The organism is Thioalkalivibrio sp. ALgr3, from assembly GCF_000377325.1.
Classification (GTDB): Bacteria; Pseudomonadota; Gammaproteobacteria; order Ectothiorhodospirales; family Ectothiorhodospiraceae; genus Thioalkalivibrio.
In genome coordinates this window covers 204,252-230,548 of record NZ_KB897977.1, presented here as the reverse complement: position 1 = coordinate 230,548, position 26,297 = coordinate 204,252, and the positions used below count along the sequence as shown (strand labels likewise).

Genomic DNA, 26,297 nt, shown 5'->3' with positions numbered 1-26,297 from the left:
TCGATGGCCACCGGGACCGGTAGCAACGTCGACCTGAAGATCCAGGCCATCGTGGATGGCCTGGAGAATGTCGCCCAGCTCACCAGCGAGCTGGGCGAGCTTGAGCGCGCCGGTAGCGAACAGGTCCCCGACAACACCGAACAGCTGCGCCAGGGCGCCGGCGAAACCGCCGACGTCATGGACACCCTGCAGAACAACATCGGCAAGGTGGTCGCCGCCGGGGCCGCGCTGGGCGGCGTGGCCGCCTCCCTGCGCTCCGCCATCGGCGAAGCCACCGAATACGACACCCGCTTCCGGCGCATCAACGCCGTGCTGGAGGCGACCGGCCGTCAGGGCGAAATCACGGCCGAGGCAATCCGGGAGATCAGCCAGGAGCTCGCGGAGGCCACCCTGGGCGATGTCGCCGGGTTTGAGGACGCCGCCACCCAGCTTCTTACGTTCCGCAACGTGAGCGAGGAATCGCTGCCGCGCATCCTAGAGCTTTCCAAGGACCTGGCCGAGGCTGGGTTCGGCTCGCTCGCATCCAATGCCCGCAACTTGGGCATGGCGCTGGACGACCCGTCGGAAGGCCTCAACCGCCTCCGCCGCACCGGCGTCCAGTTCTCGGACTCCCAGCGCGACATGATCGAATCGCTGGTGGAAAGCGGCGAAGCGGCGCAGGCTCAGGAAATCATCCTGGGCGAGCTGCAGGACCGGGTCGGCGGCATGGCTCGCGAGACGTCCGGGGGTCTGGCCGCATCGCTGGACCTCGCCAGCCAGCGGTGGGAAGAGTTCCGCAAGAAGTCCGGTGAGGCGATTTCGCCGGCGGTTGAATCTGCTGTCGATTCCTTGGCGTCGGGCCTCGAATCGCTGACGGAGAACATGGAAGGCCTGCAGCGCGCCGCCCAGGCCGCCGGTGCGGCCATGGCCCTGGTTGCCGCCCGCCGTATCGCCGCCGGCGTCGCCGCACTGGCCACCCGCGTGGCCGCGCTGGGCAACAGCATGGTAGCGGCGGCAAGCGGCGCCCGTGCGTTGCAGGTGGCTCTGCGCGCCCTCCCGTTCGCCACAATTATCGCCGGCGTCGACTACCTTCTACCCAAGTTCCTGGAGCTCAGAAAGCAGAACCAGGAGCTCGCAGATTCAGTCGACTGGCAGCGTCAGGCATGGCTGTCGATGGAGGACCGCCTCGACGAAATCTCCGAAGAGGCGGGCAGGGCAGTCCATTCCTTCGAACAGCTCAGGGAGGAAATGGACGCCGGCACCATCGTCTTCGACGAAGCGGCGGGCCGCTACCGCAACGGCGCGGAACAGATCCGCGAGCTGACCCGCACGCACGAAGCCCTGATCGACGCCATGGAGCTCAACCGGATCCGCGCCGGCGAGCTGGGCGAAGAGCTGCAGGACATGGCGGAGAAGATCGACCGCGCCAACCGCGCGGCCGACCTGGCCGAAAGCTTCCGCAGTGCAGCCGACGAAGCGGACGCAGCCAGCGCGGCCATCCGCGAACTGGTGGAGGAAGTCGACCTGGCCAACGGCCGCGATGTGGGCGACCTGCTGGAGTCGATCCGCCTGCTGGAGGAAGAATCCTCCGACCTCGCGGACACCGTGCGCGACGAACTCGGCAGCGCCCTGGAAGACCTCGGCAGCGAGTCCCTGGCCGAGTTCGCGCAGAACGCCCGCGCGGCGTATGACGACGCCCGCATCGGCGCCGAAGAGTTCGCCCGCGTCAATGAGGACGTGGTCGCCGCATCGTTCGACGCCCTCGGCATCTCCCTGGACGAATCCCTGGGCCGCGTCCCGACCGAGGCAGAGCAGGCCCGGCAGTCGATTCAGACGATCATTGCCAGCATCCGGGACACCGATCTCGCCGCCGACGAAATGGGCCGCGCCCTGGATTCCGCATTCGCCGCCGCGGCAGACCAGACCGAGGGCGTAGAAGCCACCCGCGCGCTGCAGGACGAAATCCAGGCCGCCGGCGAGGCCGGCCTGCTGACCGCCGAACAGATGGAGACCCTGCGCAACTCCGTCGCAGAGACCTCCGGCGTGTTCGGCGACCTGCGCCAGGGCATCGGCGACCTCGCCGAAAACGAGCTGCAGGAGGTGCGCGCCGCCTCGGCCGAGGCCTTCCGCGAGGGGACGATCAGCGCGGAACAACATGCGGAGGTAGTCGAGAAGGTCCGCGACCGCTATCAGGAGCTTCGCGACCAGGCCGCCGCCGCCCGGGCAGATCAGAGCCAGTCGAGCCAGAGCACATCCGAGCAGGCCGACGCCAACGAAGACCTGGCCGACAGCACCGAACGCGCCACCAACCGCATGCACCAGGCCGCCCGCGCCAACGTCCGCGTGGCGCGCGAGAGCAGTAACGCGCAGTGGCTGGTGCGCGAACTCGGCTGGGAGATGGAGCGCGCGGAGGCCTACGCCGACGATTTCGGCGCGGCGTTCGATCGCCTGACGTCGGAGATGGACACCAACGGCATGTCGTTCGAGCGCTACCAGCGGCGCATGGCGGCGGCGGTGGCGGAGGCTGCCCGGGCTGCGGAACAGATCGAGCGGCTGGACCAGCGCCTGGAGCAGATGGACGCGCAGACCAACGGCGCGGCGCGCGGCGTGGCGGATTTGGAGCTGCGGCTGTTGGAGCTGAACGGCACCGAGGAAGAGGTCGCGCAGGCCCGCCTGGAACGCGACCAGCAGCAGATCAACCTGGAGATCGAGCGCAACAAAATCGAAGCCCAGCGCGCCCGTCTGCGCGGCGAGGACGAACTTGCGAAGACCTATGAGCAGGAAAACCAGCAGCTGCAGCGGCAGATATCGCTGCTGGAAGAGGTGCACCGGGCAGAGCGCGAACAGGCCCGCGAACGCAAGCGCGAGCGCGAAGAGCGCGAGCGGGAGCGCGAGGCCGAAAGCGACACCGGCACCGACGCCCCGGACACCCTGGGCGCCCAGCGTGACAGCGCGCCAACGCGCACCGTCCGCATCGAAGCGGACGTCGGCGGCGAGCGCGCCGAATTCGACGTGGCCGAAGGGCAGGAGGCCGATGTCGAGCGGCTGTTCCGCTCACTCGAAAAATCGCGAGGCGCATCCGCATGATCACGCTCACGCATAACGGCATCACCCTCGAGCTGCCCGGTGATCTCTTCTGGACCGACCGCTACAGCTGGCGCTCGGTCACCAGCTCCGCTGAATACACCCTGACCGGCGCCCTGGTGGTCGAGTATGACCAGCGCCAGGCCGGGCGCCCGATCACCCTCGAAGGCGACACCACGCGCGCGTGGATGGACCGCGCCACCGCGGACACCCTGCAGGCCTGGGCCAACACCCCCGCCGCCGTCATGCAGCTCGACTGGCACGGCGAGACCCACACCGTGGAATGGCGCCACAGCGACGGCGCGCTGGACGTGCGCGCAGTGCGTGAGCTCCTGCCGCACGACACCGCCGACCGCGTCATCGCCACCCTCCGACTGATGGAGACCGACGAATGAGCACCATCTCCCTGGACGAAATCCTCCTGCTGGAATCCGACCGCCTGACCGACGAAGACGACGGCGGCGGCCGCATGACCGGCAACGTGGTCGAGAGCGGCGAGGCCAACAACCTGTTCCCGGATATCAGCTCCCTCGATCGCGTGTACGGCCGCATCAGCCTGCGCAAGGCCTACCCGGCCGTGCGCTCGCCGAACACCGCCGTCTACTACGGCTCGCACGTCGCGATCGTGGAGCCGCCGGAGGACGATACCGTCTACGTGTCGATGTTCGACACCGGGAGCTGGACCGACCGCCGCGAAGACGCACAGGACCGGGTGGAGAGCTACGTGGTCCAGGGCCCGGAGGCCCGCCTGTACCTGCTGGGCACGCAGTTCGAGGGGCAGCGGCAGATCGCCGCCCTGCAGCGCTTCGACGCCCCGGTCCCGGAGATCGGCGACACCCTGGCGCTGGTGGACGACGAACACGGCAACACGCAGTACATCCGCATCACCGATGTCGACCACGAAGAGGTGACCTACGAAGACAGTCAGGGCACCTTCACCCGCCGCCGGGTGACGATGGAAACCTCCGAGCCCCTGCGACATGACTTCCAGGGCTACGAACCGGAGCGCACACGCAACAGCGGCACCGACGTGACCGTGCACGAGACCGTAGTGGCCGACGCCGCGCGCTACTACAGCATCACCCCGCTGTCCGCGGCCGCCGAACCCGGCGACCTCGAGGCACAGTGCGAGCGCGTGTTCACCCCGCTGGTGCCCGCCACCCGCGCAGAAAACCCGCTGACCGACGAAGACGCCGCCGCAGGCGTCAGCATCACCATCGAATCCGGCGGCGAGGACTTCGAGTTCCAGGACGTGGCGCAGACCGGCGAGATCGAGGTCGAGCTGCAGAACCGCGCGTTCAACTACGTGTACTCCTGCGTGCCCCGGCCCGCGCCGGGCACGGTCACCGTGCAGTACCGCAGCCAGGGCCGCTGGTACAGCCTGGAGGACGACGGCGACGGCCGCATGGAAGGCACCGGCAGCGGCAGCGTCGACTACAGCACCGGCACCGTGCAGGTCACCCTCGCGGAGCTGCCCGACGTGCCCAGTTCGATCATGTTCACCTGGGGCGCCGGCGAGCTGGTCTATCACGACCGCGCCGGCGAGGACGGCGACCTGGACGACACGCGCATCCGCATCGAAGCCGACAAGCCCCTGCTGCCCGGCAGCGTCACCGTGCGCTGGCTGGTCGACGGAACCGAAAAAACCGCCACGGACGACGGCTCCGGCCAGCTCAGTGGAGACGCCAGCGGAGCCATCTACTACCCCACCGGCCTGGCCATCCTCGAGCCCGACCTCGCGATGACCCCGGACTACGATTCCGTGATCGAGGTCGAGGGGGAAGAGGCCCCCAGCGAGGCGCTCGAGACCAGCCCGTCGATCGACGGCAACGGCGTGGCCACGATCGAGATCGGCGAGGGCGTGATGCCCGGCAGCCTCTCCATGGAATATGAAATCGAGTGGAGCGAAGAGCGCCGCCGTCTCACATTGCGCACCGACACCGAGACTGAACGCTCCGGCCGCCGCACCCGCCGCATCCGGGACGATGGCGACGGCGGCCTGATCGGTGCCGACGGCAGCGTCGACTACAGCAGCGGCACCGTGTCGTTCACCGCCGTCCAGGACGAAACCTGGGATTCGATGACCCGCACCATCCGGCCGCATCACGATGACCGGATCACCGGCACCGAACGCACCACCCGCGAACAGCTCGCCAGCGGCATCCACGTCCGCTGGTTCCCGCCCGGCGTCACCGGCAGCACGGTGACCGAACAGGTGGAGGCCCCCGCGATCGAGGGCAACGTCCTCGGGCTCCGCCGCGAACAAATTATCCCCGGCAGCCTGCGATTCCGCTGGCGCGGGAGCACCTATGAAGACCGGGACGGCGATCTGGTCAAGGACCCGGACTCCAGCGGCTTCGGCCCCACGGCCGGAACCGTCCGCTACGATACCGGCGACATCGAACTGACCCGCTGGGACAGCGGCAGCGGCGGGCTCACGATCGACCGCATGGTCACCGCCGTCGGCGCGGTCGCCACGAATGACCTCCAGTTCCGCGTGGCCGGCGCCCCGCTGGTGCAGCAGAGCCTGATCGTCACCGCCACCACCACCGGCGGCGAGACCCTGACGATCCAGGGAGACAACAACGGCGTGCTGACGGACGACGGCCCCGGCCGTGTCGACGGGCATGTCGACTGGGAAACCGGCGTGGTCTCGATCCAGTTCGGCGAGTGGGATGGCGACGAATTCAAGCGCCTCGAAGACGATGAGGACCCCGAAAGCGAGCCGCTGACCCTGGTCATCCCCGGCGGCGTCCGCTTCAGCGCCGTGGTGTACTCCAGCATCCCCCTCGACCCGGACATCCTCGGCCTCGACCCCATCCGGCTGCCCTCGGACGGCCGCGTCCCGTTCATCCGCCCCGGCGACGTCGCCGTGATCCATCACACCGAGACCACCGACCTCGGTGACGGCGACACCACCACGGACCTCGGCCGCGGCCGCCTCAGCTACGCCCACGTCTATGACGACAACGGCGACCAGGTCCCGGACGACCAGCTGGAAAAGGACCTGGACGAAGGCACCGTGCGCGTGGCCGACCCCAGCGGCTTCGATGCCCCCTTCAAGTGCGAGCACCGGATCGAAGACATGCGACTGGTCTCCGAGGCGCAGATCACCGGTGTCGTGTCGTTCGCCAGCCCGCTCACGCACGAATTCCCCGCAGAGGAAACGTACCTCAGCACCGCGCTGCTCTACGGAGACCTGCAGGCCTCTGCCTCCGTCGCGTTCGACCAGCAGACCTGGACCGGCGAGTGGTCCGACGAACAGATCGGGGACAGCGCGTCGGGCACCTACAACCAGACCGACCACCCGATCGAAGTCACCAACGAAGGCGCGATCCAGGAACGCTGGCGCCTCGAATTCCGCAGCACCAGCACCGTCGACGTGATCGGCGAGTACACCGGCCAGATCCTCACCGACGTCTCGATCGACGAAGAGATCGCGCCGACGAACCCGACCACGGAGAGCGGCGCCCCGTATTTCAAGATCGCCCCGGCCGGCTGGGGCGGCGGCTGGAGCACGGGCAACGTGTTGAGGTTCAACACCCGCGCCACAAACCGCCCCGTCTGGATCGCCCGCACGGTCCTCGCCAGCGATGACCGGACCGAGTCCGATTCTTTCCGCCTCCAGATCCGCGGAGACGCCAACTGATGGGCGCGTTCACACCACAAACCCGCACCAGCCGAGACGCCGATGCGCCAACGCTTCGCAGCGACGAACCCGGCACCCTGATCCGCGTCTTGAGGAAGGTGCTGGTGGAAGGCTACGGCACCGCAGACCAGCCCAGCCCCGCGCTCGGATGGGAGATGGTGCAGCGAGAGGACGGCAAGCGCGCCGCCTTCCGCCCGACCGACCCGAACCACCCCGGCGGCTGGCTGTACCTCGACGAAGACGACCCGGAGCGTCCGTCGCACGACGCCATCGCCGTGGGATACCGCACCTTCTCCGGGTTCGACTCCGACGGGGCCCCCGACGCCGACGGCGTGTTCGAGGAAGGGGCCTGGCGCCGCGGCCGAACGGAAGGCCAGGGCACCCTGGACTGGATCATCCGCGGCAACGCGCTGTTCTTCTACGTTTGGCTGGGCACCAGCTCCGCAGTAGACGACCTCGCGGTCTCCCTGTCCGCGCGCGACATGGATGCGGACGGGCAGGACAACTACGCCTGGAGCTGGACTGTGTACTGCTTCGGCCGCCTCGCCGGCGCACCCGGGGACGGCGGCAACGTGGTGATGAACACCGGCGCGACCAGCAGCAGCAACGACTATAGCCAGGCCAGCAACAGCCGGCTTGCCGGCCGCCCGCGCGGCGACCGGATCGCCTACCTACTGGGGGACCACGCAGGTCAGGCCACAGGACTTGAAGCACGCGGACAGTACGCGTTTCACGGCGACCGCCCCGGCGATGCAGGCCCCGAGTTCCCCGACCCGATCCACGGTCTGGTGATCGACCGGCTGCAGGTGCTGGACGACCAGGGGTACTACCGCGGGCATCTCCCCGGGCTGTGGGTGCCCCACCACGACCTGGTATACGACCACGCGCGCCTCGAACCGCTCGACACTACCGAGCCGCGTTATATCGTGACCCCGCTGGGGACCGGCGTCGGCAGCTTGCAATCCAGCGCCCAATGCGCCTGTCTGATCGACACCGGCGAGGACTGGCACCCGTGACCCCCGCCACCCGCCTCGATCTCCTGCGCACCGCGCCCGCGCGCCGCCACATCGCCGGCACCACCGAGCGGGAGGGGGCCGGCCTGAAGCCGGCCCCGGTCACCGTCACCCGCCAGGGCACCCTGTCCGGGTGGCGCTTGCACGCACACCCCGACGGGACCTGGCGCCTGAACCTGCCCGCAGGCGACCGCGACCGCTACACCGTCACCGTGCACGACCTCCGCCGCCGCAAACTGCCGATGACGATCGACCACATCCGCCCGATTGAGGACTGACCGATGCCCGCATACCTCGCAGAATGGAGTCCCGCCGCCCGCACTGCTGCCCACACCGCCCTGCGCGACCTGCTGGACACCGGCGTGGACCGCGCCAGGGTCGTGATCTACGCCGCGGACGACACCGCCCTGAGCACGATCGAGCTACAGGACCCCAGCGGCACCATCGACAGCGCCACCGGCACGCTCACCCTCGACCCGGACGGCCGCGACGAAGAAGCCGCCGAATCCGGCGAGGCCGATCACGCCACGCTCTACGATGGCGACGGCAACCCACACCGCAGCCTGCCCGTAGCGGAGGGCACCAGCCCGCAGGCCGGCAAGATCGTCGTGACCTCGAAACAGATCCAGCAAGGCGAACCCGTCGAGCTGGTCAGCGCGCAGGTGGGGTAAAACATGACCGGTCTGACGAAGTACGCCGAAGGCGGAGAAATCTATGACGTCACAATCGATGGAGTGTCGTACCGAGTCCACCGATTTGATTCGGTCGGGCAATTCACGTTCAGCGTCAAGCAAAACCTGCCTGCCGATTATGCGCTGATCGCTGGGGGTGGCGGGGGCGGTACTCAGATCGATGTGAATAGCGTGAGCGCGTCGGCCGGGGGGGCTGGTGATTATGTCGTTGCTGACGGGGTTGATCTGCCGGCCGGCGACTACACGATCATCGTCGGGGACGGCGGACCCGGAAGCGATGACCGTGACTCCCCCGGCGACAACGGTGAGGACACCGAGGCATTTGGAAAAACCGCGATAGGCGGCGGCGGGGGCGGCTCCGAGGATATGCCCGGCGAAGATGGCGGGTCGGGTGGCGGCGCTGGCCGCCTGTCATCCACGGCGGGGCAGCCGGTTGGCGATGGTCAGGGTCATCCGGGCGGCGCTCCCGGCCCGTCTAGCGAGGATGGGGACGACATCGGCGCAGGCGGTGGCGGCGCGGGAGGCCCCGGGGACGCAGCATCTTCGGAGGGCGGCACCGGCGTAGGCGGCGACGGAGTACAAGACACCCGATTCGGGCCGGATGCGGGCGATGACGGGTGGTTTTGTTCCGGTGGTTCCGGTGGTGCGTTCGATAACCCGCAAGCACCGCTTGCGGCTCCGCCCGGAGGCGGCGGCGCGGGGGCCAACGCGGGTGATGATGTCGCCGCAGAGGACGGGAAGCTGGGCACAGGCGGTGGCGGTGGCGGGGGTGCGGCCACTGGACGAGATAACGATAAGCCTGGGGCGGGAGGGAAAGGCGGGTCCGGGGCAGTGTACGTCAGGTATCTGCTGGATACGATCACAGGCAATGCCACTACCGCCGCTGGCGACCCGGTAGAATACGTGTCGATCTACCGCTACTCCGACGGCGAGACCCTCGGCTTTGCGCACCCGGACGAAAACGGAGACTGGGAAGCATTGGCCCCGGCGGTCGAATACGGCGTCCTCTACGCCGCAGACGGCTACGCCCCGGTCACCCACGGCCCGTATCAGCCGTCTACGGACTGACTCGTGGCGCACACCCCGCCGGCCATAGACGACCCGGTCGTCCTCACCGACACCGGCCCACCGCCACCGCTCTCCGAGCCGGTGGTTCTGGGCACCGGCGAGATCGAGGCCCGGGCCGCGTGGCCGGAGGTGCTGGGCACCCCGGCGCTGCAGGCCGACACGATCCCCCAGGTGCAGGCCCGGGCCGCGTGGCCCGGGGTCCTCGCAGGGCCCGCGCTGCGCGCACGGCAGGTTCGGCAGTCCCGCGCCGCATGGCCGAGGGTGCTGGGCGCACCCGCCCTGCGCGCGGACACCCGGTCCCCGGTCTCCGCCTGGGCAGAGATCCCGAGCCCGATTGGCGGCCTGTGCGCGCTCGCGGACCCGGAGCCTGGCCAGGCGCGCCCCCCGCCGTCGATCGATGACCCGGTCACCCTGCACGCCGGCTGCCCGCCGCCCATATCGCAGCCGGTTGTTTTGCGCTGGCCGTACCGCCCCCCGGTCCTCGACGAGACCCCGTTCCGCGGCCCGGCCCCGGTCACCGGCATCCGATACAGCGGCACACCCGCGCAGCGCCTGCGCCCGCACACCGCGCCGGGCTGGCAGAGCCCGCCCGGGCACCACCGCCACGTGGCCGCCGCCCACAGCGCCGGCACCCCGCAGCACCGCCACCAGGAATCCGCCTGGGGCCGCCTCCCGCAGCGCCCGCGCGAGACCGGCGTGCCATGGGGCCCGGACCTCGACCCGCACCGACGCGAAACGGCCAGCGGCTGGGGAGACCTGCCCACGAACCGCCGGCACACTGCCGCCGCGTGGGGGCCGGACCTCCCGCCGCTGCACCGCGAAACCCACGCCCCGCACGGCGAGCCCCCGAACCGCCGCGTGCACACCCGCCACAGCTGGGGCGCCACGCACCCGCTCGCGCGCCTGCTGGACTCCCTGCACCGGGCACCGCCGCCCCTGCGTACGCAGGCACGTGCGCCCTGGGGAGCTGTGTGGCAGATCAACCTATTCGTCCGGCCGGACCCGGAGCCGGAACCCGAGCCGGAACCCGAGCCCGAGCCCTGCTACATCCCCCCGCCGGGCGATGCCGTCGAACTGGTCCTGCGCGACCGTTGGCGCGAGACCCCCGGCGACGCCGTCCACCTCACGCTCGGCTGCCCCGCAGAGCCGCCGGCAAATGAGATTCCGACCCTCAAGGTGTACCGCATGATCCACGAAATCAGCGTCGTCCGCGTAGACGACCAGACCGAGATCGACGCCACGGCCCTGCAGCTCAGCCTGGACACCTCCAGCCACAGCTGGACGTTCAGCGGCACGCTGGTCGGCGCGGAGGCCCGCGACGCCGTGCAGCCCGGCGAGGACGGCGAGCCGGTGGAGCTGGAGGTCACGCTCAACGGCTACACCTGGCGTGTCATCGTCGAAGAGTGGGCCGAGTCGCGCGAGTTCGGCCGGCGCGGCGTCTCAGTGGAGGGGCGGGGTCGCTCCGCGCGCCTCACGCAGCCCTATCTGCAGCACGTATCCGGGCAGGTCACCGCCCCCATCTCCGTGCAGCAAGCGTTCGCGAGTTTGCTGCCGGTCGATCAGGACTGGTCGGTCGAATGGGATGACACCCTCGCGGACTGGCTGCTCCCGGAAGGCTCTTGGAGCTGGGGGGAGGGCACGCCGCTCAGCATCATCCACGAGGCCGCCACGGATGTCGGCATGGTGGTGGTCCCGGACCGCGAAGAGCGCGCCCTGCGCTTCCGGCCGCGCTACCCCGTGCTGCCCTGGCAGTACGATCAGGCAGAGCCCGACCTCGCCATCCCCGACGCGGCCATCCTCCGCCTCACGCGCCAGCAGCCCCTGGCCACCCAGGCCAACGCCGTCTACGTGCACGGCGGCGACACCGGCGGCCGCCTGATCCAGGTCTCGCGCGAGGGCACCGCCGCCGACCGCCTCGCGCCCACGCAGACCAGCGACCTGATCACCAACGTCGACGCCGGACGCCTGCTGGGCGGGCGCATCCTCGCCGGCCAGCACCGGCAGCCCGCCGTGCGCCGCGTGACGATGCCCTTGGGCGGGGACTACCCCCTGCCCAGCATCGCCGACCTGATCCAGATCGAGCTGGACGGCCAGCCCGAACGCGCCACCCTGCAGAGCGTGCAGGTGGAAGCCACCCGCGACCGCGACACCACCCGCGTACGCCAGACCCTCGGCTTCGGCGAGGTGCCCGACAACGTCTGGGCCCGATTCCAGCGCCTGCTACCCTACGACCCCCTTAAGATCGGCACCGTCCAGGCCAACCACGGCGACGGCACCGTCACCGTCGAGCTTGTCGGCGGTGGCGAACAGCGCGTCCGCGGCGACACGCCCACCGGCACCCCCGTCTACGTCCGCGCCGGCCGCATCGAAGACGAAGCCCCCGACCTCCCGCAGGACAGCATTACGGTGTAGACGGAGCAACATTGCACCGGTCGCCCGGGCGCGGCAGACTCTTCGAAAACAGCAAAGGAGACTGCTATGGGGACGATCTGCCCCGCATGCGGAAAACTGGACGACCGCAGCGACGAAGACCAGGACGGGCAGTGCCCGCACTGCGGCGCGTACTACGCGAAAGTCCGGCGCCCGTCACCCAGCACGCCAGACAAGCCGCAGCAGCCGAGCGGCGCCACACGCTTCGGTTACGCCGCCGCCTTGATCGTGGTCGGCCTGGGCGTGGTATTCGCATTCGGCACCCCGCGCCCGGGCACGGACAGCAATGACCAGGACGCACTCCGCGAGGCTCGGACCACCTGCCTCGATGCCCTCCCGGACCTGGTGCGCTACCCCGCCACCCTCGAGGTCTCGCGCCTCAACATCGGCGACACGCGCATGGATAACGGCAACATCCTCCTGAACATCCCGTTCACCGCGCAGAACGCCTTCGGCGTCCCCAGCGAACACAACTCCCGTTGCCAAACATCGCCGGACGGCACCGAGCTCGTGGCCATCAACGTCCTCGACCGCTGAGCCCGTTCCGGACGGAATCATGTTGTCATTCCATGTTGGCGAAATGCTGTCATTCTGAGGACAACACAGTGCATGCAGGCACAAAAAAAGCAGGTCACGTTTCCGTAACCTGCTGATTTTGCTGCTTCATCTGGTGGAGGCGGCGGGAATCGAACCCGCGTCCGCAGGCCCTCCGCCCTCGGCTCTACATGCTTATCCTGTCTTTGCGTTTAACCAGCCGCTACCCGACAGGCAGGGAAGACGTCTGGCGATCCCGGTTGAGTTTTAACGGATCCGCGCCGGGCACGCTTCACCGCGAGCTTGTGAGAGTCGACGCCCGATACTGGACGCACAAGCACGGCTCCAGTCGGACGGCACCCTACCGGGTTTTAAGCGGCGAGTGCGTAGTTGTCGTCGTTGGCAACTATTTTTTTGCAGTGATTTTTACGAGGCTCACTACATCCTCGGCATGCACCTCAGGTTTCGCGACCCGCGTCGAATCCAGGTCGCCCCCTTTGCAACTACTGGGACAGGGTACCGCAGTCGGAGTTCCCGTGCACCTCCGACATTCTCCCGGAGGTGGCGGTGCTCCGGTACAATGCGCGGCTCGAAACAGGTCCAACCACGGCACACCGGGTGAAGATGATGCGGGTTTTTGAAGGCGGCACGGCGGTTTCCTCCTTTCGACTGCGGACGCTGGAAACGGCGCTGGAGGAGCGCACCGGGGTGCCGGTTCGTCTGGCGGCGCGTCATCTGTATTTCGTCCAGCTGCACCGCCGGCTCCATGCGGACGAGGAGAAGCGTCTGGCTGCGCTGCTGGACGAAGGCGAGGCCTGGTCCGCTCCTGCATTCGAGGCGGTGCGCGAACCCGTGGTGATCCCGCGCCCGGGCACGATCAGCGCCTGGTCATCCAAGGCCACCGAGATTGCCCGTCATGCGGGACTGGAATCCGCCGTCGAGCGGATCGAACGGGGTACCCACTGGTACGTGGGTGGTGAGCTGCCGCAGGGGCTGGAACTGGTGGACATGGCTGCGCCGCTGTTCGACCGCATGACCGAGGCGGTCATCGAGGATCCCGCGGACGCGGGCGCCCTGTTCCGCGCGGAGACGCCGCGTTCGCTGCAACGGGTGAGCCTGGAGCCGGATGCCCGGAGCGCGCTGGCGCGCGCCAACGGGGAGCTGGGGCTGGCGCTGTCGGAAGAGGAGATCGATTACCTGGCCGAAGGCTATCGAGCGCTGGGGCGGGCCCCGACCGATGCCGAGCTGATGATGTTCGCACAGGCGAACTCCGAACACTGCCGGCACAAGATCTTCAACGCCCGCTGGGTGGTGGATGGCGAGGAGCAGGACCGTACGCTGTTCGGGATGATCCGCGAGACCCATCGGCTCCATCCGGACGGGGTGCTGTCCGCCTACAGCGACAATGCCTCGGTGATCGAAGGCCACCGGGGGGTGCGGCTGATGCCCGGGCCCGATGGCGAGTACCGTCGCGAGGACCTGGATCTTCCGGTGCTGATGAAGGTGGAAACCCACAACCATCCGACCGCGATCTCGCCGTGGCCGGGGGCGGCCACCGGCTCCGGTGGCGAGATCCGGGACGAGGGCGCCACCGGGCGTGGATCGAAGCCCAAGGCCGGGCTGACCGGTTTCACCGTGTCCAACCTGCGCATTCCGGCGCATCCGCAGCCCTGGGAGCGGGATTTCGGACGGCCCGATCGGATCGAGAGCGCGCTGAACATCATGCTGGAGGGGCCGATCGGTGCCGCGGCCTTCAACAACGAATTCGGACGACCGGCGCTGTGCGGGTATTTCCGCACGCTGGAGTCCGCGTTGCCGCAACCGGACGGTGGAGAGGTCCTGTACGGTTACCACAAGCCCGTGATGCTGGCCGGCGGCGTGGGATCGATGCGCGCCGAGCACGTGCACAAGGGCGAGGTGCCCGCACAGACGCCGATCGTGGTGCTGGGCGGTCCCGCCATGCTGATCGGACTGGGCGGTGGGGCCGCGTCGTCGATGGCCAGCGGCTCGAGCAGCGAGGCACTGGATTATGCCTCGGTGCAGCGTGGCAACCCCGAGATCCAGCGGCGCTGCCAGGAGGTGATCGATCGCTGCACCGCGCTGGGCGAGGACAATCCCATCCGTTCCATCCACGACGTCGGGGCCGGCGGACTGTCCAACGCGATTCCGGAGATCCTGGATGATGCCGGGCGCGGCGGGCACATGGAACTGCGCGAAGTGCCCACCGCCGAGCCGGGCCTGTCGCCGATGGAACTGTGGTGCAACGAGGCGCAGGAGCGCTACGTGCTGGCGGTGGACGCCGCGGCCCTCGAGACCTTCCGCGCGATCTGCGAGCGCGAGCGCGCGCCGTTCGCGGTCGTCGGGCAGGCGACCGATGACGGCCACCTGCGGGTGGATGACCGACTGTTCAACGAGCCGGCAGTCGACATGCCGATGGGCATGCTGCTGGGCGCCACGCCGAAGATGACGCGCGAGGACGCGCGCCGGGCCGCGCCGGTCACGACGCTGGAGACGGCCGGTACGGATCTGGTCGAGGCGCTGGAGCGAGTCCTCAATCTGCCGGCGGTGGCCGCCAAGCACTTCCTGATCAGCATCGGTGACCGTTCGGTGGGCGGCCTGGTGGCGCGGGATCCCATGGTCGGCCCCTGGCAGGTGCCGGTGGCCGACTGCGCCGTGACGCTGACGGACTTCGACGGGTATACCGGCGAGGCCATGGCCATGGGTGAACGTTCGCCGGTGGCGATCCTCTCGGGACCGGCCTCCGGACGCATGGCGATCGGCGAGGTGGTGACCAACCTGGCCGCCGCGGACATCGAAGGCACCCGGACGATCCGCCTGTCGGCGAACTGGATGGCCGCTGCGGGGGTGTCGGGCGAGGAGGCCGCACTGTTCGATACCGTTCGGGCGGTTGCCGAAGATCTGTGCCCGCAGCTCGGCATCAGCATCCCGGTCGGCAAGGACTCGCTGTCGATGCGTACGGTCTGGCAGGACGCTGACGGTCACGAGCGCCACATGCATGCGCCGGTAACCCTGGTGGTATCGGGTTTCGCGCCGGTGACGGACGCGCGCCGGACCCTGACCCCGGAGCCGGATGCCCGCGAGGGGGGCAGCCTGTGGTTCGTCGATCTGGCAGCCGGCCAGATGCGTGTGGGCGGCTCGGCCCTGGCGCAGACGGCGGGCGGCATCGGTGAAGTGCCCCCGGATGTTGAAGATCCGGCGGCGTTGCGCGCATTCGTGGACGCGGTCGGCCACCTGCGCCGCGAGGGGCTGCTGTGCGCCTACCACGACCGCTCGGACGGAGGCCTGATCACGACCCTGCTGGAGATGGGTTTCGCTGGCCGTCTCGGCCTGGACATCGACGTGCCGGCGGGGATGGACCCGGCTGCCTGGCTGTTCAACGAGGAACTGGGGGCGGTCCTGCAGGTGCGGGCCGGAGCGGAGGAGGCCCTGCGCGAGGCGATGCAACAGGCCGGTCTCGGCGCGCATCTGCACGAGGTGGCCCGTCTGCGCAGAGACGAGACGGTCACGGTCGCGCAGGCCGGGCAGAACCTGCTGGAGTCGACGCGCGCAGGGCTCCAGCGCCAGTGGCAGGCGACCACCCGACACATGCAGCGGTTGCGCGACAATCCCGAATGCGCCGATGAGGAATACGCACGCATCGACGCCGATGACGGGCTTACCGAACGCCTGCATTTCGATCCGTCGGAAGATATCGCGGCGCCGTTCATCGCCAGCGGGGCACGGCCACGCGTGGCAATCCTGCGCGAGCAGGGGGTCAACGGTCAGCTGGAGATGGCGGCGGCCTTCGAGCGCGCCGGTTTCCAGCCGGTGGACGTGCACATGACGGACCTGCTCGAGGGCCGGCGGGATCTGGCCGACATGCAGGGCCTGGCGGCCTGCGGCGGGTTTTCCTACGGTGACGTGCTGGGCGCCGGCGGGGGCTGGGCCCGCACGATTCTCAATCACGAAGGGCTGCGCACGCAGTTTGCGTCCTTTTTCGAGCGCAACGATACCTTCAGTCTCGGCGTGTGCAATGGCTGCCAGATGCTGTCGCGGCTGGCGCCGCTGATCCCGGGGGCCGGGCACTGGCCCCGCTTCGTGCGCAATCGTTCGGAACAGTTCGAGGCGCGCCTGTCGCTGGTACGGGTGGAGCCGGGGCCGTCGGTGCTGCTGGACGGGATGGGGGGCTCGGTGCTGCCGGTGGTGGTGTCGCACGGAGAAGGGCGCGTGGAATATCCCGGCGAGGCCCCGGTGTACGATCAGGCGGCGCTGCGCTACGTGGAGGCCGACGACTCCCCGGCCGAGGCCTACCCGGCCAACCCCAACGGTTCGCCGCGCGGGGCGACCGCCTTTACCAGCGAGGATGGCCGCGCGACCATCATGATGCCGCATCCCGAACGGGTGTTCCGCACCGTGCAGCACAGCTGGCACCCCGCGGAGTGGGGCGAGGACGGTCCGTGGATGCGTCTGTTCCGCAACGCCCGGGCATTCGTTGGCTGACCGACGGCCGCACAGGGGGAAATAATGAGCGAACAGGACTGGAGCGACTGGCTGGGGGAGACCCTGACAGTGAACACATCGCTGGCGGTGGGCCCGACCAGCCGTCCGCTCACCCACGGCGAACTGGCCGAGCGTCTGGTGGACGGTATCGAACTGTTCGAGGCCGGCGGTGGACGCAACCACGCCGCCCACGGGGTGGCGGACGAGACCGCCCAGGAACTGCAGCGGCTGGAACGCAAGCTGGACCTGCTGGTGCATCTGCTGGCCGAATCGCTGGAGCCCGAACGCCCGTCGGTCCGGCCGGTCGTCATCAGCCGTGGCGGGATCGTGCTGCCGGAGGGCACGCTGCCCGAAGATGCCGATCGTCTGGCGTTGTATTTGAGCGACTTTCTGCCCCAGCCCCTGGTGCTGGGTGTCGAACCCCCGACACGTCGTAACGAGGCCCAGTTGATCCGCTGGACCCCGCATGATGACCGCATGCACGACGCCCTGGGGCGGTGGATTTTCCGTCTGCATCGACGCGACGTCGCGGAGAAACGACAGAAAGTTGACGGGGGCGGGTGATCGCTATAATACTGTGATCGGCTTCACGTATGAGGCCACTCATACCCCGACCGGAGCCCTCACGGCATGGCGACACCCGAGGAAGACGACACCGGCCTTCACATCGCCCTGGGCGGCGAGCCGGATGCCGCCCGCGACACGCGGGCCGTTCTGGCCTCCATGGGGTGCGAGGCCGAGGCGCGCATCGACGCGAACGGACTCACCGACGGCCCTCGCGAGCCTGCCGCCATCTGGTTGTGCGGCCCGGCATCCACGGTCGCGGCCCAGGCGGATGCCGCACCCGACAGCCTGCCAGTGGTGGCCCAGCCGACCGACGGCGGCAAGGTTGAGCACCAGGCCGTGGACTGGGTGGTGGAACACCCGGTGTCGGTTTCCCGGGTGACCCAGATCCTGCAGTGGTTGCGGTTCGGCGGTCAGCGCGTGCATGACGACGTACCCGGGCTGGTCGGTCACCATCCGACCATGGTCGGGGTCAAGCGGCTGGTGGCGCAGGTTGCGCGAACCGATGCCACCGCGCTGATCCTGGGCGAGACCGGTTCCGGCAAGGAGGTGGTCGCCCGGGCGATCCATGATGCCTCGGATCGCGCCGACAAGCCGTTCGTCGCGGTCAACTGCGGCGCGATTCCCCCGGATTTGCTGGAAAGCGAGCTTTTCGGTCACGAGAAGGGTGCGTTCACCGGGGCCTTCACCGCGCGCACCGGACGTTTCGAACTGGCGCAGGACGGCACGCTGTTCCTGGACGAAATCGGCGATATGCCCCTGCCCATGCAGGTCAAGCTGCTGCGGGTGTTGCAGGAACGCGTTTTCGAACGGGTCGGGTCGAACAAGTCCATCACCACGCACGCGCGCATCATCGCCGCGACCCATCGCAATCTCGACGAGGCCGTGGCGGAGGGGAATTTCCGTCAGGACCTGTTCTTCCGCCTCAACGTCTTCCCTATTGAACTGCCGCCGTTGCGCGAACGCGCCAGTGACATTCCGCAGCTGATCACGGCGCTGGAGGAGCGGCTGCGCGAACAGGGGGGCAGCCCCGCGCACCTGACGCCGGCGGTGGTGGCTCACCTGGAACGTCTGGACTGGACCGGCAACATCCGCGAACTGGGCAATCTGCTGGAACAGCTGTCCATCATGTACCCCGATCTGCCGGTGGACCTGGGGCAGCTGCCGCCGCGCGTGCGTCCGGAAGGGGTGGAGGATCGCAGCGGTGCGGCGGCCGAACCGGGCGGGGCATCGGCCGGGTCGTCGGCATCGGCCACCGGCCCGAACATGCCGGGACCGGATGGCCTGCCACCGGAAGGCGTCGATCTGCGCGATTATCTCAACGACCTGGAACGCTCGATGATCGAAGCGGCGCTGGCCGATACCGGTCATGTGGTGGCGCGGGCCGCGCGGCGGCTCGGCATGCGGCGGACGACGCTGGTTGAGCGCATGCGCAAGTTCGGGCTGGGACGGGATTCTGACGGCTGAGCCTCCGTGGCAAGGCCTTGCCGCTGTCGAGATCCCGACGAAAACCGGCAACCTTGTTTGCAGGTCCCTGAATAACCGGGGTTTATTCATAGTGGCACACTAACTGCTTGAGGCAGTCCGAATCCCATCGACAGGACTGCACCGATGCCTCGAGCGACCCTTCTTCTGGTCAATGCCGACGCCGCCCTGCGTGAACGCGTGGTGCAGGTGCTGGCCACCATCCCGCGGGTTCGCCTCCAGGACTGCAACGAAGGGGAGCTCGAACGTTCCCTGGAAGCGCAGCGCCCCGAGGTCGTCCTGATCGCGCATCCCGCGACCGCCGCGCTGCGTGAACGGATCCCGGCACGGTTGCCGGTCGCGGTGATCAGTCCGGATGCGACCCATGAAAACGAGATCGCCGCCATGCGCGCCGGGGTGGATGCCCATTTCGGCCTCCCGGACATGGCCGCGCCGCTGGCGCAGTGGCTGCGCGATCAGCTCCCCGGCCCCGGCACCCGGGCCCGGATCCCGGAAATGGTGGCGCACAGCGAGCGCATGCGTTCGCTGGATGCCTTTGCCGAACGGATCGCGCAAACCGCTGCGACGGTCTTTATTACTGGCGAGTCGGGGGTCGGCAAGGAGGTGCTGGCGCGGCAGATCCATGCGCGCTCGGCCCGGGCTCAGGGGCCGTTCGAGGCGATCAACTGCGCCGCTCTGCCCGAGGCCATGCTGGAGGCCCTGCTGTTCGGGCACGCGAAGGGGGCCTTTACCGGCGCGATCGAGGCGCGGCCCGGCAAGTTCGTACAGGCGGACGGGGGCACGCTGCTGCTGGATGAGGTGACGGAAATCCCCGTGCATCTGCAGCCCAAGCTGCTGCGTGTGCTGCAGGAACGGGAAGTGGAACCGCTGGGCGGGCGGCGCACCCGTCCGGTCGACGTGCGGGTGATCGCAACCTCCAATCGTGATTTGCGCAAGGCGGTGGCGGAGGGGGTGCTCCGCGAGGACCTGTATTACCGCCTGAGCGTGTTCCCGGTGCGGATCCCGCCGCTGCGCGAGCGGCCGGAGGACATTCCGTCGCTGGCGCGGGCGCTGCTGACCCGCGCAAGCCAGGGCCGGCTGGTGGAACTGGCACCGGAGGCCGAATCGCGGTTGATGGGGCATGACTGGCCCGGGAATGCCCGCGAGCTGGCCAACGTGATGGAACGGGCGGCCACCCTGGCCGGCGAGCGCAGCGACGGGCGGGTCACCGCCGAGTCCATCTGGCTGGATGCCGACATGCTGGAGCATGGCGAAGGTGTCAGTGCGGCTGGCGCTCCTTCCGTTCCGGCGGCTTCGGATGACGACATCCCGTCGGCCCCTCTGCTGGAACAGACCCTGCAGACCCAGGAAAGCCGGGTGATCCTCAACGTGTTGCGAGAAGCGGGAGGGCGACGCAAGGAGGCCGCGGAACGGCTGGGAATCAGCCCGCGCACCCTGCGCTACAAGCTCGCCCGACTGCGCGAATCGGGCATCCATGTCCCCCGCACCGGAGTGGTCTGAGAACTGGCCCGGCATTTGCTTGGGATTGGGTTGAGCGGGGGCGAGGCACCGTCGTCCCGTGTGGAAGCCGGAGGTAACGCATGAGTGAAATGCAGATCCAGAACGTGTTGCAGCAGATGCGGCAGCTCTCGGAAAGCGGGAGCGTCGAGGCTCCTGCGTCCGGAGGCGGAACCGGTCAGGCCGGCGGCGCCGACTTCCAGAACGTCCTGCGTGACTCGCTGCGCAACGTGAACGAGGTGCAGCAGGAGGCGACCGATCTGCAGACCCGTTTTGAACTGGGTGATGAAAACGTGTCCCTGCCGCAGGTGATGGTGGCGATGAACAAATCCAGCCTGGCATTCGAGGCCACCAATCAGGTGCGCAACCGCCTGCTGGATGCCTATCAGGAAATCATGCGGATGCAGGTGTAGGCCTGTAATCCCTCCGGAGAGACGTGATCATGGCCGCAGCACAGCAAAGTCTGCCCGCCGTCGTCAGCGGTGGCATCAAGGATTTCGGCACCATGCCGGCCGGCCGACAGCTGGCCCTGATCGGCATGCTGGCCGGCGCGCTGGCCGTGATCGCGGGGATCGTATTCTGGGCGATGAGCCCCACCTTCGTCCCGCTGTATTCGTCGCTCGACCAGGACGAGGCCGCAGAGGTGGTGACCGCACTGGACGGGGCCGGCATCCGCTATCGCATTGATGCGAATACCGGTCAGATCAAGGTGCCGCGCGGCGATGTGGGTGAAGCCCGCCTGCATCTGGCCGGTGAAGGGCTGCCGCGCTCCGGGGATGTCGGCTTCGAGCTCCTGCAGGAGGACACCGGGATCGGCACCAGCCGGATGATGGAAAGCGCGCGCCATCGCCGGGCGATGGAAGGCGAGCTGGGCCGCACCGTCTCTTCGCTGGACGCGGTCGAGCGTGCCCGCGTGCACATCGCCGAAGGACAGGATTCGGTCTTCGTGCGTGAACGCACGCCGGCGACCGCCTCGGTCACCGTGCACCTGCACGGGGGCCGCACCCTGAGCGAATCGCAGGTTCGGGCCATCGTCCACATGGTGGCCTCCAGTACCTCGGACCTGTCGCCCGAAAACGTGACCGTGGTCGACCAGCAGGGCCGGTTGCTGACCGAGGACGGGATGGAAGAGGGCGGCATGCGCAGCAGTGGCGACCGTCTGTCGTTCCAGGGTCAGGTGGAGCGCCGTTATGCCGAGGCGATCCGGGACCTGCTGTCGCCGCTCGTTGGCGGCGACCGCGTGCGGGTTCAGGTATCGGCGGACATCGATTTTTCCGAAATCGAACGCACCGAAGAACTCTACGATCCCGACACCATCGCGCTGCGCTCGGAGCAGATCTCCGAGGATGTCCGCGGGGACGCGGGCGAAGGGCCGATGGGCGTGCCGGGCGCGCTGACCAATCAGCCGCCTGCCGGGGGTGCCGTGGGCGAAGAAGAAGGCGAAGGCGCCGAGAACGCGGAGAACGGGGCAACCGGTGAGCGTTCGGGCTCGGCGACGCGCAATTACGAAGTCGACCGCCGCATCGCTCACATCCGCGAAATGCCCGGCGGCGTCGAACGGCTGTCGACCGCCGTGGTGGTCGATTTCCGCGAAGAGGTGGGCGAGGATGGCGAGGTCCAGCGCGTCGCACGCGACGCCGAGGAGATCGAGCGCCTGGAGAATCTGGTCCGCCAGGCGGTGGGCTTCAGCGAGCAGCGCGGGGATTCGATCAACGTGGTCAGTGCCCCGTTTGAGGCGCCGGTGGAGGAAGAAATCGTCGAGGCAGAACGCCCGTTCTGGACCCAGGCCTGGTTCATGGAGCTGGCCAGGCTCATCGGGGCGCTGCTGCTGGCCCTGATCATCCTGCTGACCGTGATCCGTCCGGCCCTGAAACATCTGATGAGCGGTGCAACCGCGCGCCCGGCACAGCAGCCGCAGGCGGAATCGGACGAGAATCTGGCTCTGACCGACCAGAGCGGGGAATCCGCGGCCGGTGGTGGAGGTCCCAGCGGTGAGGGCTCTGCGGTGGCTTCGCTGACCGGGCCGGAAGAGGATCAGCAGGAAATGGACCTCGAAGCCGTGCGGGGCATGGTGAAGGAAGATCCCAAGCGTGTAGCGCAGGTAATGAAGACCTGGTTGAACGAAGATGGCCGATAGCAAGAAGTCCAAACTGGATGGCGCGGAACGCGCGGCCGTGTTCATGATGAGCCTCGGCGAGGATTCCGCCGCCGAGGTCATGCGCCACATGGGACCGAAGGAGGTCCAGAAGATCGGGGCGGCCATGGCCAACATGGAGCGCATCTCGCGTTCCGACGTGAACGCGGTGCTGGAGGACTTCTCCGGACATGTGCGCGAGCAGACCGCCCTGGGTATCGGTGCCGACGATTACGTGCGCAGCGTGCTGCAGAACGCGCTGGGCGAGGACAAGGCCGAAGGCCTGATCGATCGCATCCTGCTGGGGCGCAATTCCAAGGGCATCGATGCGCTGAAGTGGCTGGACCCGCGCGCGATCGCCGACATGCTGCGCAACGAGCACCCGCAGATCGTGGCGATCGTGATGTCGCATCTGGATGCCGACCAGGCCGCCGAGACCCTGAGCTACCTGCCCAAGCGGGTGCAGTCCGACGTGGTGATGCGCATCGCGACCCTGGACGGGGTGCAGCCCTCCGCGCTGCAGGAGCTGGATGACATCCTCGACCGTCAGCTTTCCGGCAACAACACCGCCAAGACCTCGATGGTCGGCGGGGTGAAGACGGCCGCGGACATCATGAACCTGATGGACGGGTCGCGCGAGGCGGAGATCATGGATACGGTCAGCGAGATGGACCAGGACCTGGCCGGGCGTATCGAAGAGCTGATGTTCGTCTTCGACAATCTGATCGACGTCGACGACCGCGGGATCCAGACCCTGCTGCGGGAGGTGTCCACCGAGTCCCTGGTGCTGGCGATGAAGGGTGCCGACGACGACCTGAAAGACAAGATCTTCAGCAACATGTCCAAACGCGCCGCCGAAATGCTGCGCGAGGACCTGGAAGCCAAGGGGCCGGTGCGCGTGTCCGAGGTCGAGGGGGCGCAGAAGGAGATCCTGCAGGTCGCTCGCCGCCTGGCGGAGAACGGTGAGATCGTGCTTGGCGGCAAGGGCGGGGAGCAGATGCTGTGAGCGTGCACGACGCCGGGTCCGCCAGCGCGGCCTCCCTGTGGGAGCCGCCGGAGTTCGACGAGAACGGCAACGAGCCGGAACAGCGGCGCCTGCCCACCGCCGCCGAGATCGAGGCGATCGAGGAAGAGGCGCGCCAGAACGGTTTCGAGCGGGGCTACGCCGAGGGCCATGAACTGGGCAAACAGGAGGCCGAAAAGGCGGCGCGGGCGCGCGAGGAAAAGAAGCTGCGCGAGGCCGTGGCGGCCCTGGAGTCGGTGGGTCAGGGCCTCAGTGATCCGCTCGCCGAAGCTGCTGATGCCCTGGAACCGGAACTGCTGTCGCTGGTGACCGCGCTGGCGCGCCAGGTGATCCGGGTGGAGCTGCAGACCCGACCGGAGATCATCCGCGAGGTGCTGGACGAGGCGATGCGGCAGTTGCCGGGGCGCAACCGCAGCGTGCGGGTGCACCTGCATCCCGAGGATCAGGCCCTGGTGGAGCAATGGGGGTCCGCGCAGGCGGGCGAGATCACCTGGATCCCGGACCCGGAACTGGCGCGGGGTGGCTGTCGGGTCGAGGCGGGTGCGTCCGAAGTGGATGCCAGTCTGGAGCGCCGCCTGCGGCAGGCCGTGGAGGCCATCTGGGACGGCCACGCGAGCGTGCCGGACACGGATCCGGAGCCGCGCGAGGCGGTCGCGACGCCGGCGCATGACGGGCCGGGTACGGAGAAGCGAGAGGAAGGTCCCGGCGCCGGGTCCGCGTCCCACACCGAAGAGGAACCCGGCGACGATGCGTCGGCCCGTGATGAGGAGGATCCGGCATGACCGCCAGTATTCGCGATGCCCATACACGCCAGCGCGAAGGGCTCACCGCGGGGCTGCGCGAACGGCTGGAGCAGTCGCGCGGGCGGGTCGAACGGGTGGCGGCCCCGCAGTCGCAGGGGATCCTGTCGCGCGTGACCGGTCTGACCCTCGAGGCCGAGGGCCTGCGTCTGCCGCTGGGCGGCCGCGCCCTGATCCATGGCGAACGCGGCGAAACCGTGCCCGCCGAGGTCGTCGGATTCCAGAACGACCGGACGTTCCTGATGCCGGAGGAGGCGGCCGCCGGGCTGGTGCCCGGGGCCCGCATCGAGCCGGTGGACACCCAGCGTTCGATCCCGGTGGGCAATGGCCTGCTGGGGCGGGTGATCGACGCCCGTGGCGAGCCTCTGGACGGCCTCGGGCCGATCCGCACGCATGATCGTGCCACGCTCAACGGACAGCCGATCAACCCGCTGTCGCGCGCCCCGGTGCGCGAGCCTCTGGACACCGGCGTACGCGCGATCAACGCCCTGCTGTCGGTCGGGCGCGGCCAGCGGCTGGGCCTGTTCGCCGGTTCCGGCGTGGGCAAGAGCGTGCTGCTGGGGATGATGACCCGCCACACCAGCGCCGACGTGATCGTGGTCGGGCTGATCGGTGAACGCGGGCGCGAGGTCAACGATTTCATCCACGAGATCCTCGACGAGGAATCCCGCCGGCGTACGGTGGTGGTGGCGGTGCCGGCGGATCAGTCGCCGCTGCTGCGCCAGCACGGGGCCTGGGTGGCGACCACGGTGGCGGAACAGTTCCGCGATCAGGGGCTGAACGTGCTGCTGCTGATGGACTCGCTGACCCGCTTCGCCCAGGGCGCGCGCGAGATCGCGATGGCCATCGGCGAGCCGCCGGCTTCCAAGGGTTATGCGGCCTCGGTGTTCGCGCGCCTGCCGCAGCTGGTGGAGCGTGCCGGCAATGGCGACGTGGGCGGGGGCTCGATCACCGGATTCTATACGGTGCTGGCCGAGGGAGATGATCCGAACGATCCGATCGTGGACGCCGCGCGGGCGATCCTTGACGGGCATGTGGTGCTCTCGCGCGAGATCGCCGAGACCGGTCGCTACCCGGCCATCGATGTCGGTGCATCGATCTCGCGCGTGATGAGTGCCCTGACGACCCCCGAGCACGAGAAGGCGGCACGGCGGTTCCGTGATCTGGCCGCCACCTATCAGCGCAACCGTGACCTGATCTCGGTGGGGGCCTACCGCAAGGGTGCCGATCCGCACCTCGACCAGGCCGTGGCGATGCATGACCGGCTGGAGCAGTTCCTGGCGCAGGGCACGACCGAGGGGGTGGATTTTGCCACCGCGCGGGATCAGCTGGTCGCACTCACCGGGGGCGGGGCATGAATCCGCAGCGCATCGAACGGCTGTTGCGTATCCGCCAGATCGGCGAGACCGAGGCGACTCGCGAACTGGGCGAACGCATCGCTCAGCTGAACGCGGCCGAGGCCCAGCGCGAGCAGCTGGAAACCTTCCAGCAGGAATACCTGGCGGCCTCCATGCCTCAGGACCCCAACACCCTCAAATGGCTGGCCGGCATGCGGCAGAAGCTGCGCGAGGCGCTGGAACAGCAGGCCCTGCGCATCCAGGCGGCCGAAAGCCAGGTGGAGACGGCTCGCGAGCAATGGCTGGAACACCATCGCGACTGCATGTCGCTGGAAAAGCTGCTGGAACGCACGCGAGCTGAAGGCCAGCGTCATCAGGCCCGGCGGCAGCAGGTGGAGCAGGACATGTGGGCGACCCGCCAGGCCTTCGCACGGGAACCGGAATCCGGCGAACGCACGGTGAACTGGCAGGAATCTTGAAAGGTATGGATACGCAGACCCCGCAGGG

The 26,297-nt window shown here is 68.7% G+C and carries 19 protein-coding genes and 1 other RNA gene; 19 read left to right on the top strand and 1 reads right to left on the bottom strand.

Annotation, left to right across the window (positions count from 1 at the left end; translation table 11 throughout):
* Positions 1-3 precede the first annotated feature (3 nt).
* From C998_RS0103695 to C998_RS0103655, 9 genes are all read left to right on the top strand, one after another.
* Complete coding sequence (locus C998_RS0103695) at positions 4-3,066, top strand: phage tail length tape measure family protein (RefSeq protein WP_018869505.1); 3,063 nt, start codon at positions 4-6, stop codon at positions 3,064-3,066.
* Complete coding sequence (locus C998_RS0103690; protein WP_018869504.1) at positions 3,063-3,458, top strand: hypothetical protein; 396 nt, start codon at positions 3,063-3,065, stop codon at positions 3,456-3,458. Before C998_RS0103695 ends, C998_RS0103690 begins: the two co-directional genes overlap by 4 nt.
* Entirely contained in the window at positions 3,455-6,712 is a 3,258-nt protein-coding gene (locus tag C998_RS0103685) for a hypothetical protein (protein WP_018869503.1), read from the top strand. The genes C998_RS0103690 and C998_RS0103685 overlap by 4 nt, the downstream gene beginning before the upstream one ends.
* Positions 6,712-7,728, top strand: coding sequence for a hypothetical protein (locus C998_RS0103680; RefSeq protein WP_018869502.1), 1,017 nt, complete (start codon positions 6,712-6,714; stop codon positions 7,726-7,728). The genes C998_RS0103685 and C998_RS0103680 overlap by 1 nt, the downstream gene beginning before the upstream one ends.
* The gene (locus C998_RS0103675; protein WP_018869501.1) at positions 7,725-8,003 is read left to right on the top strand and encodes a hypothetical protein; all 279 of its coding nucleotides are present in this window, start codon (positions 7,725-7,727) and stop codon (positions 8,001-8,003) included. Before C998_RS0103680 ends, C998_RS0103675 begins: the two co-directional genes overlap by 4 nt.
* A gap of 3 nt (positions 8,004-8,006) precedes the next feature.
* Positions 8,007-8,396: a hypothetical protein gene (locus tag C998_RS0103670; protein WP_018869500.1), complete on the top strand. Its 390-nt coding sequence runs from the start codon at positions 8,007-8,009 to the stop codon at positions 8,394-8,396.
* A gap of 3 nt (positions 8,397-8,399) precedes the next feature.
* Positions 8,400-9,485, top strand: coding sequence for a glycine-rich domain-containing protein (locus C998_RS14785; protein WP_156001257.1), 1,086 nt, complete (start codon positions 8,400-8,402; stop codon positions 9,483-9,485).
* 3 nt (positions 9,486-9,488) lie between these two features.
* The gene (locus C998_RS0103660) at positions 9,489-11,897 is read left to right on the top strand and encodes a hypothetical protein (RefSeq protein ID WP_018869498.1); all 2,409 of its coding nucleotides are present in this window, start codon (positions 9,489-9,491) and stop codon (positions 11,895-11,897) included.
* 66 nt (positions 11,898-11,963) lie between these two features.
* Positions 11,964-12,452, top strand: a complete 489-nt coding sequence (locus tag C998_RS0103655) for a hypothetical protein (protein WP_018869497.1) — start codon at positions 11,964-11,966, stop codon at positions 12,450-12,452.
* 131 nt (positions 12,453-12,583) lie between these two features.
* Here C998_RS0103655 and ssrA read toward each other — a convergent pair.
* Positions 12,584-12,945: a transfer-messenger RNA gene (gene ssrA / locus C998_RS14415) on the bottom strand.
* A gap of 131 nt (positions 12,946-13,076) precedes the next feature.
* Here ssrA and purL point away from each other — a divergent pair.
* From purL to fliJ, 10 genes are all read left to right on the top strand, one after another.
* Entirely contained in the window at positions 13,077-16,949 is a 3,873-nt protein-coding gene (gene purL / locus C998_RS0103650; protein ID WP_026279460.1) for a phosphoribosylformylglycinamidine synthase, read from the top strand.
* Positions 16,950-16,973: 24 nt separating this feature from the next.
* A complete protein-coding gene (locus tag C998_RS0103645) occupies positions 16,974-17,513 on the top strand; it encodes a PilZ domain-containing protein (RefSeq protein ID WP_018869495.1) in 540 nt (179 codons plus the stop codon).
* Positions 17,514-17,579: 66 nt separating this feature from the next.
* On the top strand, positions 17,580-18,980 hold the full coding sequence (locus C998_RS0103640) for a sigma-54-dependent Fis family transcriptional regulator (RefSeq protein ID WP_018869494.1): 1,401 nt from the start codon (positions 17,580-17,582) through the stop codon (positions 18,978-18,980).
* A gap of 144 nt (positions 18,981-19,124) precedes the next feature.
* Entirely contained in the window at positions 19,125-20,498 is a 1,374-nt protein-coding gene (locus C998_RS0103635) for a sigma-54-dependent Fis family transcriptional regulator (protein WP_018869493.1), read from the top strand.
* Between the two features lie 80 nt (positions 20,499-20,578).
* The gene (fliE, locus tag C998_RS0103630) at positions 20,579-20,908 is read left to right on the top strand and encodes a flagellar hook-basal body complex protein FliE (RefSeq protein WP_018869492.1); all 330 of its coding nucleotides are present in this window, start codon (positions 20,579-20,581) and stop codon (positions 20,906-20,908) included.
* Between the two features lie 29 nt (positions 20,909-20,937).
* A complete protein-coding gene (gene fliF, locus C998_RS0103625; protein ID WP_018869491.1) occupies positions 20,938-22,632 on the top strand; it encodes a flagellar basal-body MS-ring/collar protein FliF in 1,695 nt (564 codons plus the stop codon).
* Complete coding sequence (gene fliG / locus C998_RS0103620) at positions 22,622-23,635, top strand: flagellar motor switch protein FliG (RefSeq protein WP_018869490.1); 1,014 nt, start codon at positions 22,622-22,624, stop codon at positions 23,633-23,635. Before fliF ends, fliG begins: the two co-directional genes overlap by 11 nt.
* Positions 23,632-24,435 (top strand): FliH/SctL family protein, encoded by an 804-nt coding sequence (locus C998_RS0103615; protein ID WP_018869489.1) that lies wholly within the window; start codon positions 23,632-23,634, stop codon positions 24,433-24,435. The genes fliG and C998_RS0103615 overlap by 4 nt, the downstream gene beginning before the upstream one ends.
* A complete protein-coding gene (locus tag C998_RS0103610) occupies positions 24,432-25,811 on the top strand; it encodes a FliI/YscN family ATPase (RefSeq protein ID WP_018869488.1) in 1,380 nt (459 codons plus the stop codon). Before C998_RS0103615 ends, C998_RS0103610 begins: the two co-directional genes overlap by 4 nt.
* On the top strand, positions 25,808-26,269 hold the full coding sequence (gene fliJ / locus C998_RS0103605; RefSeq protein WP_018869487.1) for a flagellar export protein FliJ: 462 nt from the start codon (positions 25,808-25,810) through the stop codon (positions 26,267-26,269). Before C998_RS0103610 ends, fliJ begins: the two co-directional genes overlap by 4 nt.
* The last annotated feature ends 28 nt before the right edge of the window (positions 26,270-26,297 follow it).

What these genes read in the sequence shown, in the direction of transcription:
- fliF (WP_018869491.1), top strand. Translation starts at nt 20,938, where the DNA reads ATGGCCGCAGCACAGCAAAGTCTGCCCGCCGTCGTCAGCGGTGGCATC.
- C998_RS14785 (WP_156001257.1), top strand. Translation starts at nt 8,400, where the DNA reads ATGACCGGTCTGACGAAGTACGCCGAAGGCGGAGAAATCTATGACGTC.
- C998_RS0103685 (WP_018869503.1), top strand. Translation starts at nt 3,455, where the DNA reads ATGAGCACCATCTCCCTGGACGAAATCCTCCTGCTGGAATCCGACCGC.
- purL (WP_026279460.1), top strand. Translation starts at nt 13,077, where the DNA reads ATGCGGGTTTTTGAAGGCGGCACGGCGGTTTCCTCCTTTCGACTGCGG.
- C998_RS0103610 (WP_018869488.1), top strand. Translation starts at nt 24,432, where the DNA reads ATGACCGCCAGTATTCGCGATGCCCATACACGCCAGCGCGAAGGGCTC.
- C998_RS0103640 (WP_018869494.1), top strand. Translation starts at nt 17,580, where the DNA reads ATGGCGACACCCGAGGAAGACGACACCGGCCTTCACATCGCCCTGGGC.
- C998_RS0103645 (WP_018869495.1), top strand. Translation starts at nt 16,974, where the DNA reads ATGAGCGAACAGGACTGGAGCGACTGGCTGGGGGAGACCCTGACAGTG.
- C998_RS0103635 (WP_018869493.1), top strand. Translation starts at nt 19,125, where the DNA reads ATGCCTCGAGCGACCCTTCTTCTGGTCAATGCCGACGCCGCCCTGCGT.
- C998_RS0103670 (WP_018869500.1), top strand. Translation starts at nt 8,007, where the DNA reads ATGCCCGCATACCTCGCAGAATGGAGTCCCGCCGCCCGCACTGCTGCC.
- fliG (WP_018869490.1), top strand. Translation starts at nt 22,622, where the DNA reads ATGGCCGATAGCAAGAAGTCCAAACTGGATGGCGCGGAACGCGCGGCC.
- fliJ (WP_018869487.1), top strand. Translation starts at nt 25,808, where the DNA reads ATGAATCCGCAGCGCATCGAACGGCTGTTGCGTATCCGCCAGATCGGC.
- fliE (WP_018869492.1), top strand. Translation starts at nt 20,579, where the DNA reads ATGAGTGAAATGCAGATCCAGAACGTGTTGCAGCAGATGCGGCAGCTC.
- C998_RS0103695 (WP_018869505.1), top strand. Translation starts at nt 4, where the DNA reads ATGGCCACCGGGACCGGTAGCAACGTCGACCTGAAGATCCAGGCCATC.
- C998_RS0103690 (WP_018869504.1), top strand. Translation starts at nt 3,063, where the DNA reads ATGATCACGCTCACGCATAACGGCATCACCCTCGAGCTGCCCGGTGAT.
- C998_RS0103680 (WP_018869502.1), top strand. Translation starts at nt 6,712, where the DNA reads ATGGGCGCGTTCACACCACAAACCCGCACCAGCCGAGACGCCGATGCG.
- C998_RS0103655 (WP_018869497.1), top strand. Translation starts at nt 11,964, where the DNA reads ATGGGGACGATCTGCCCCGCATGCGGAAAACTGGACGACCGCAGCGAC.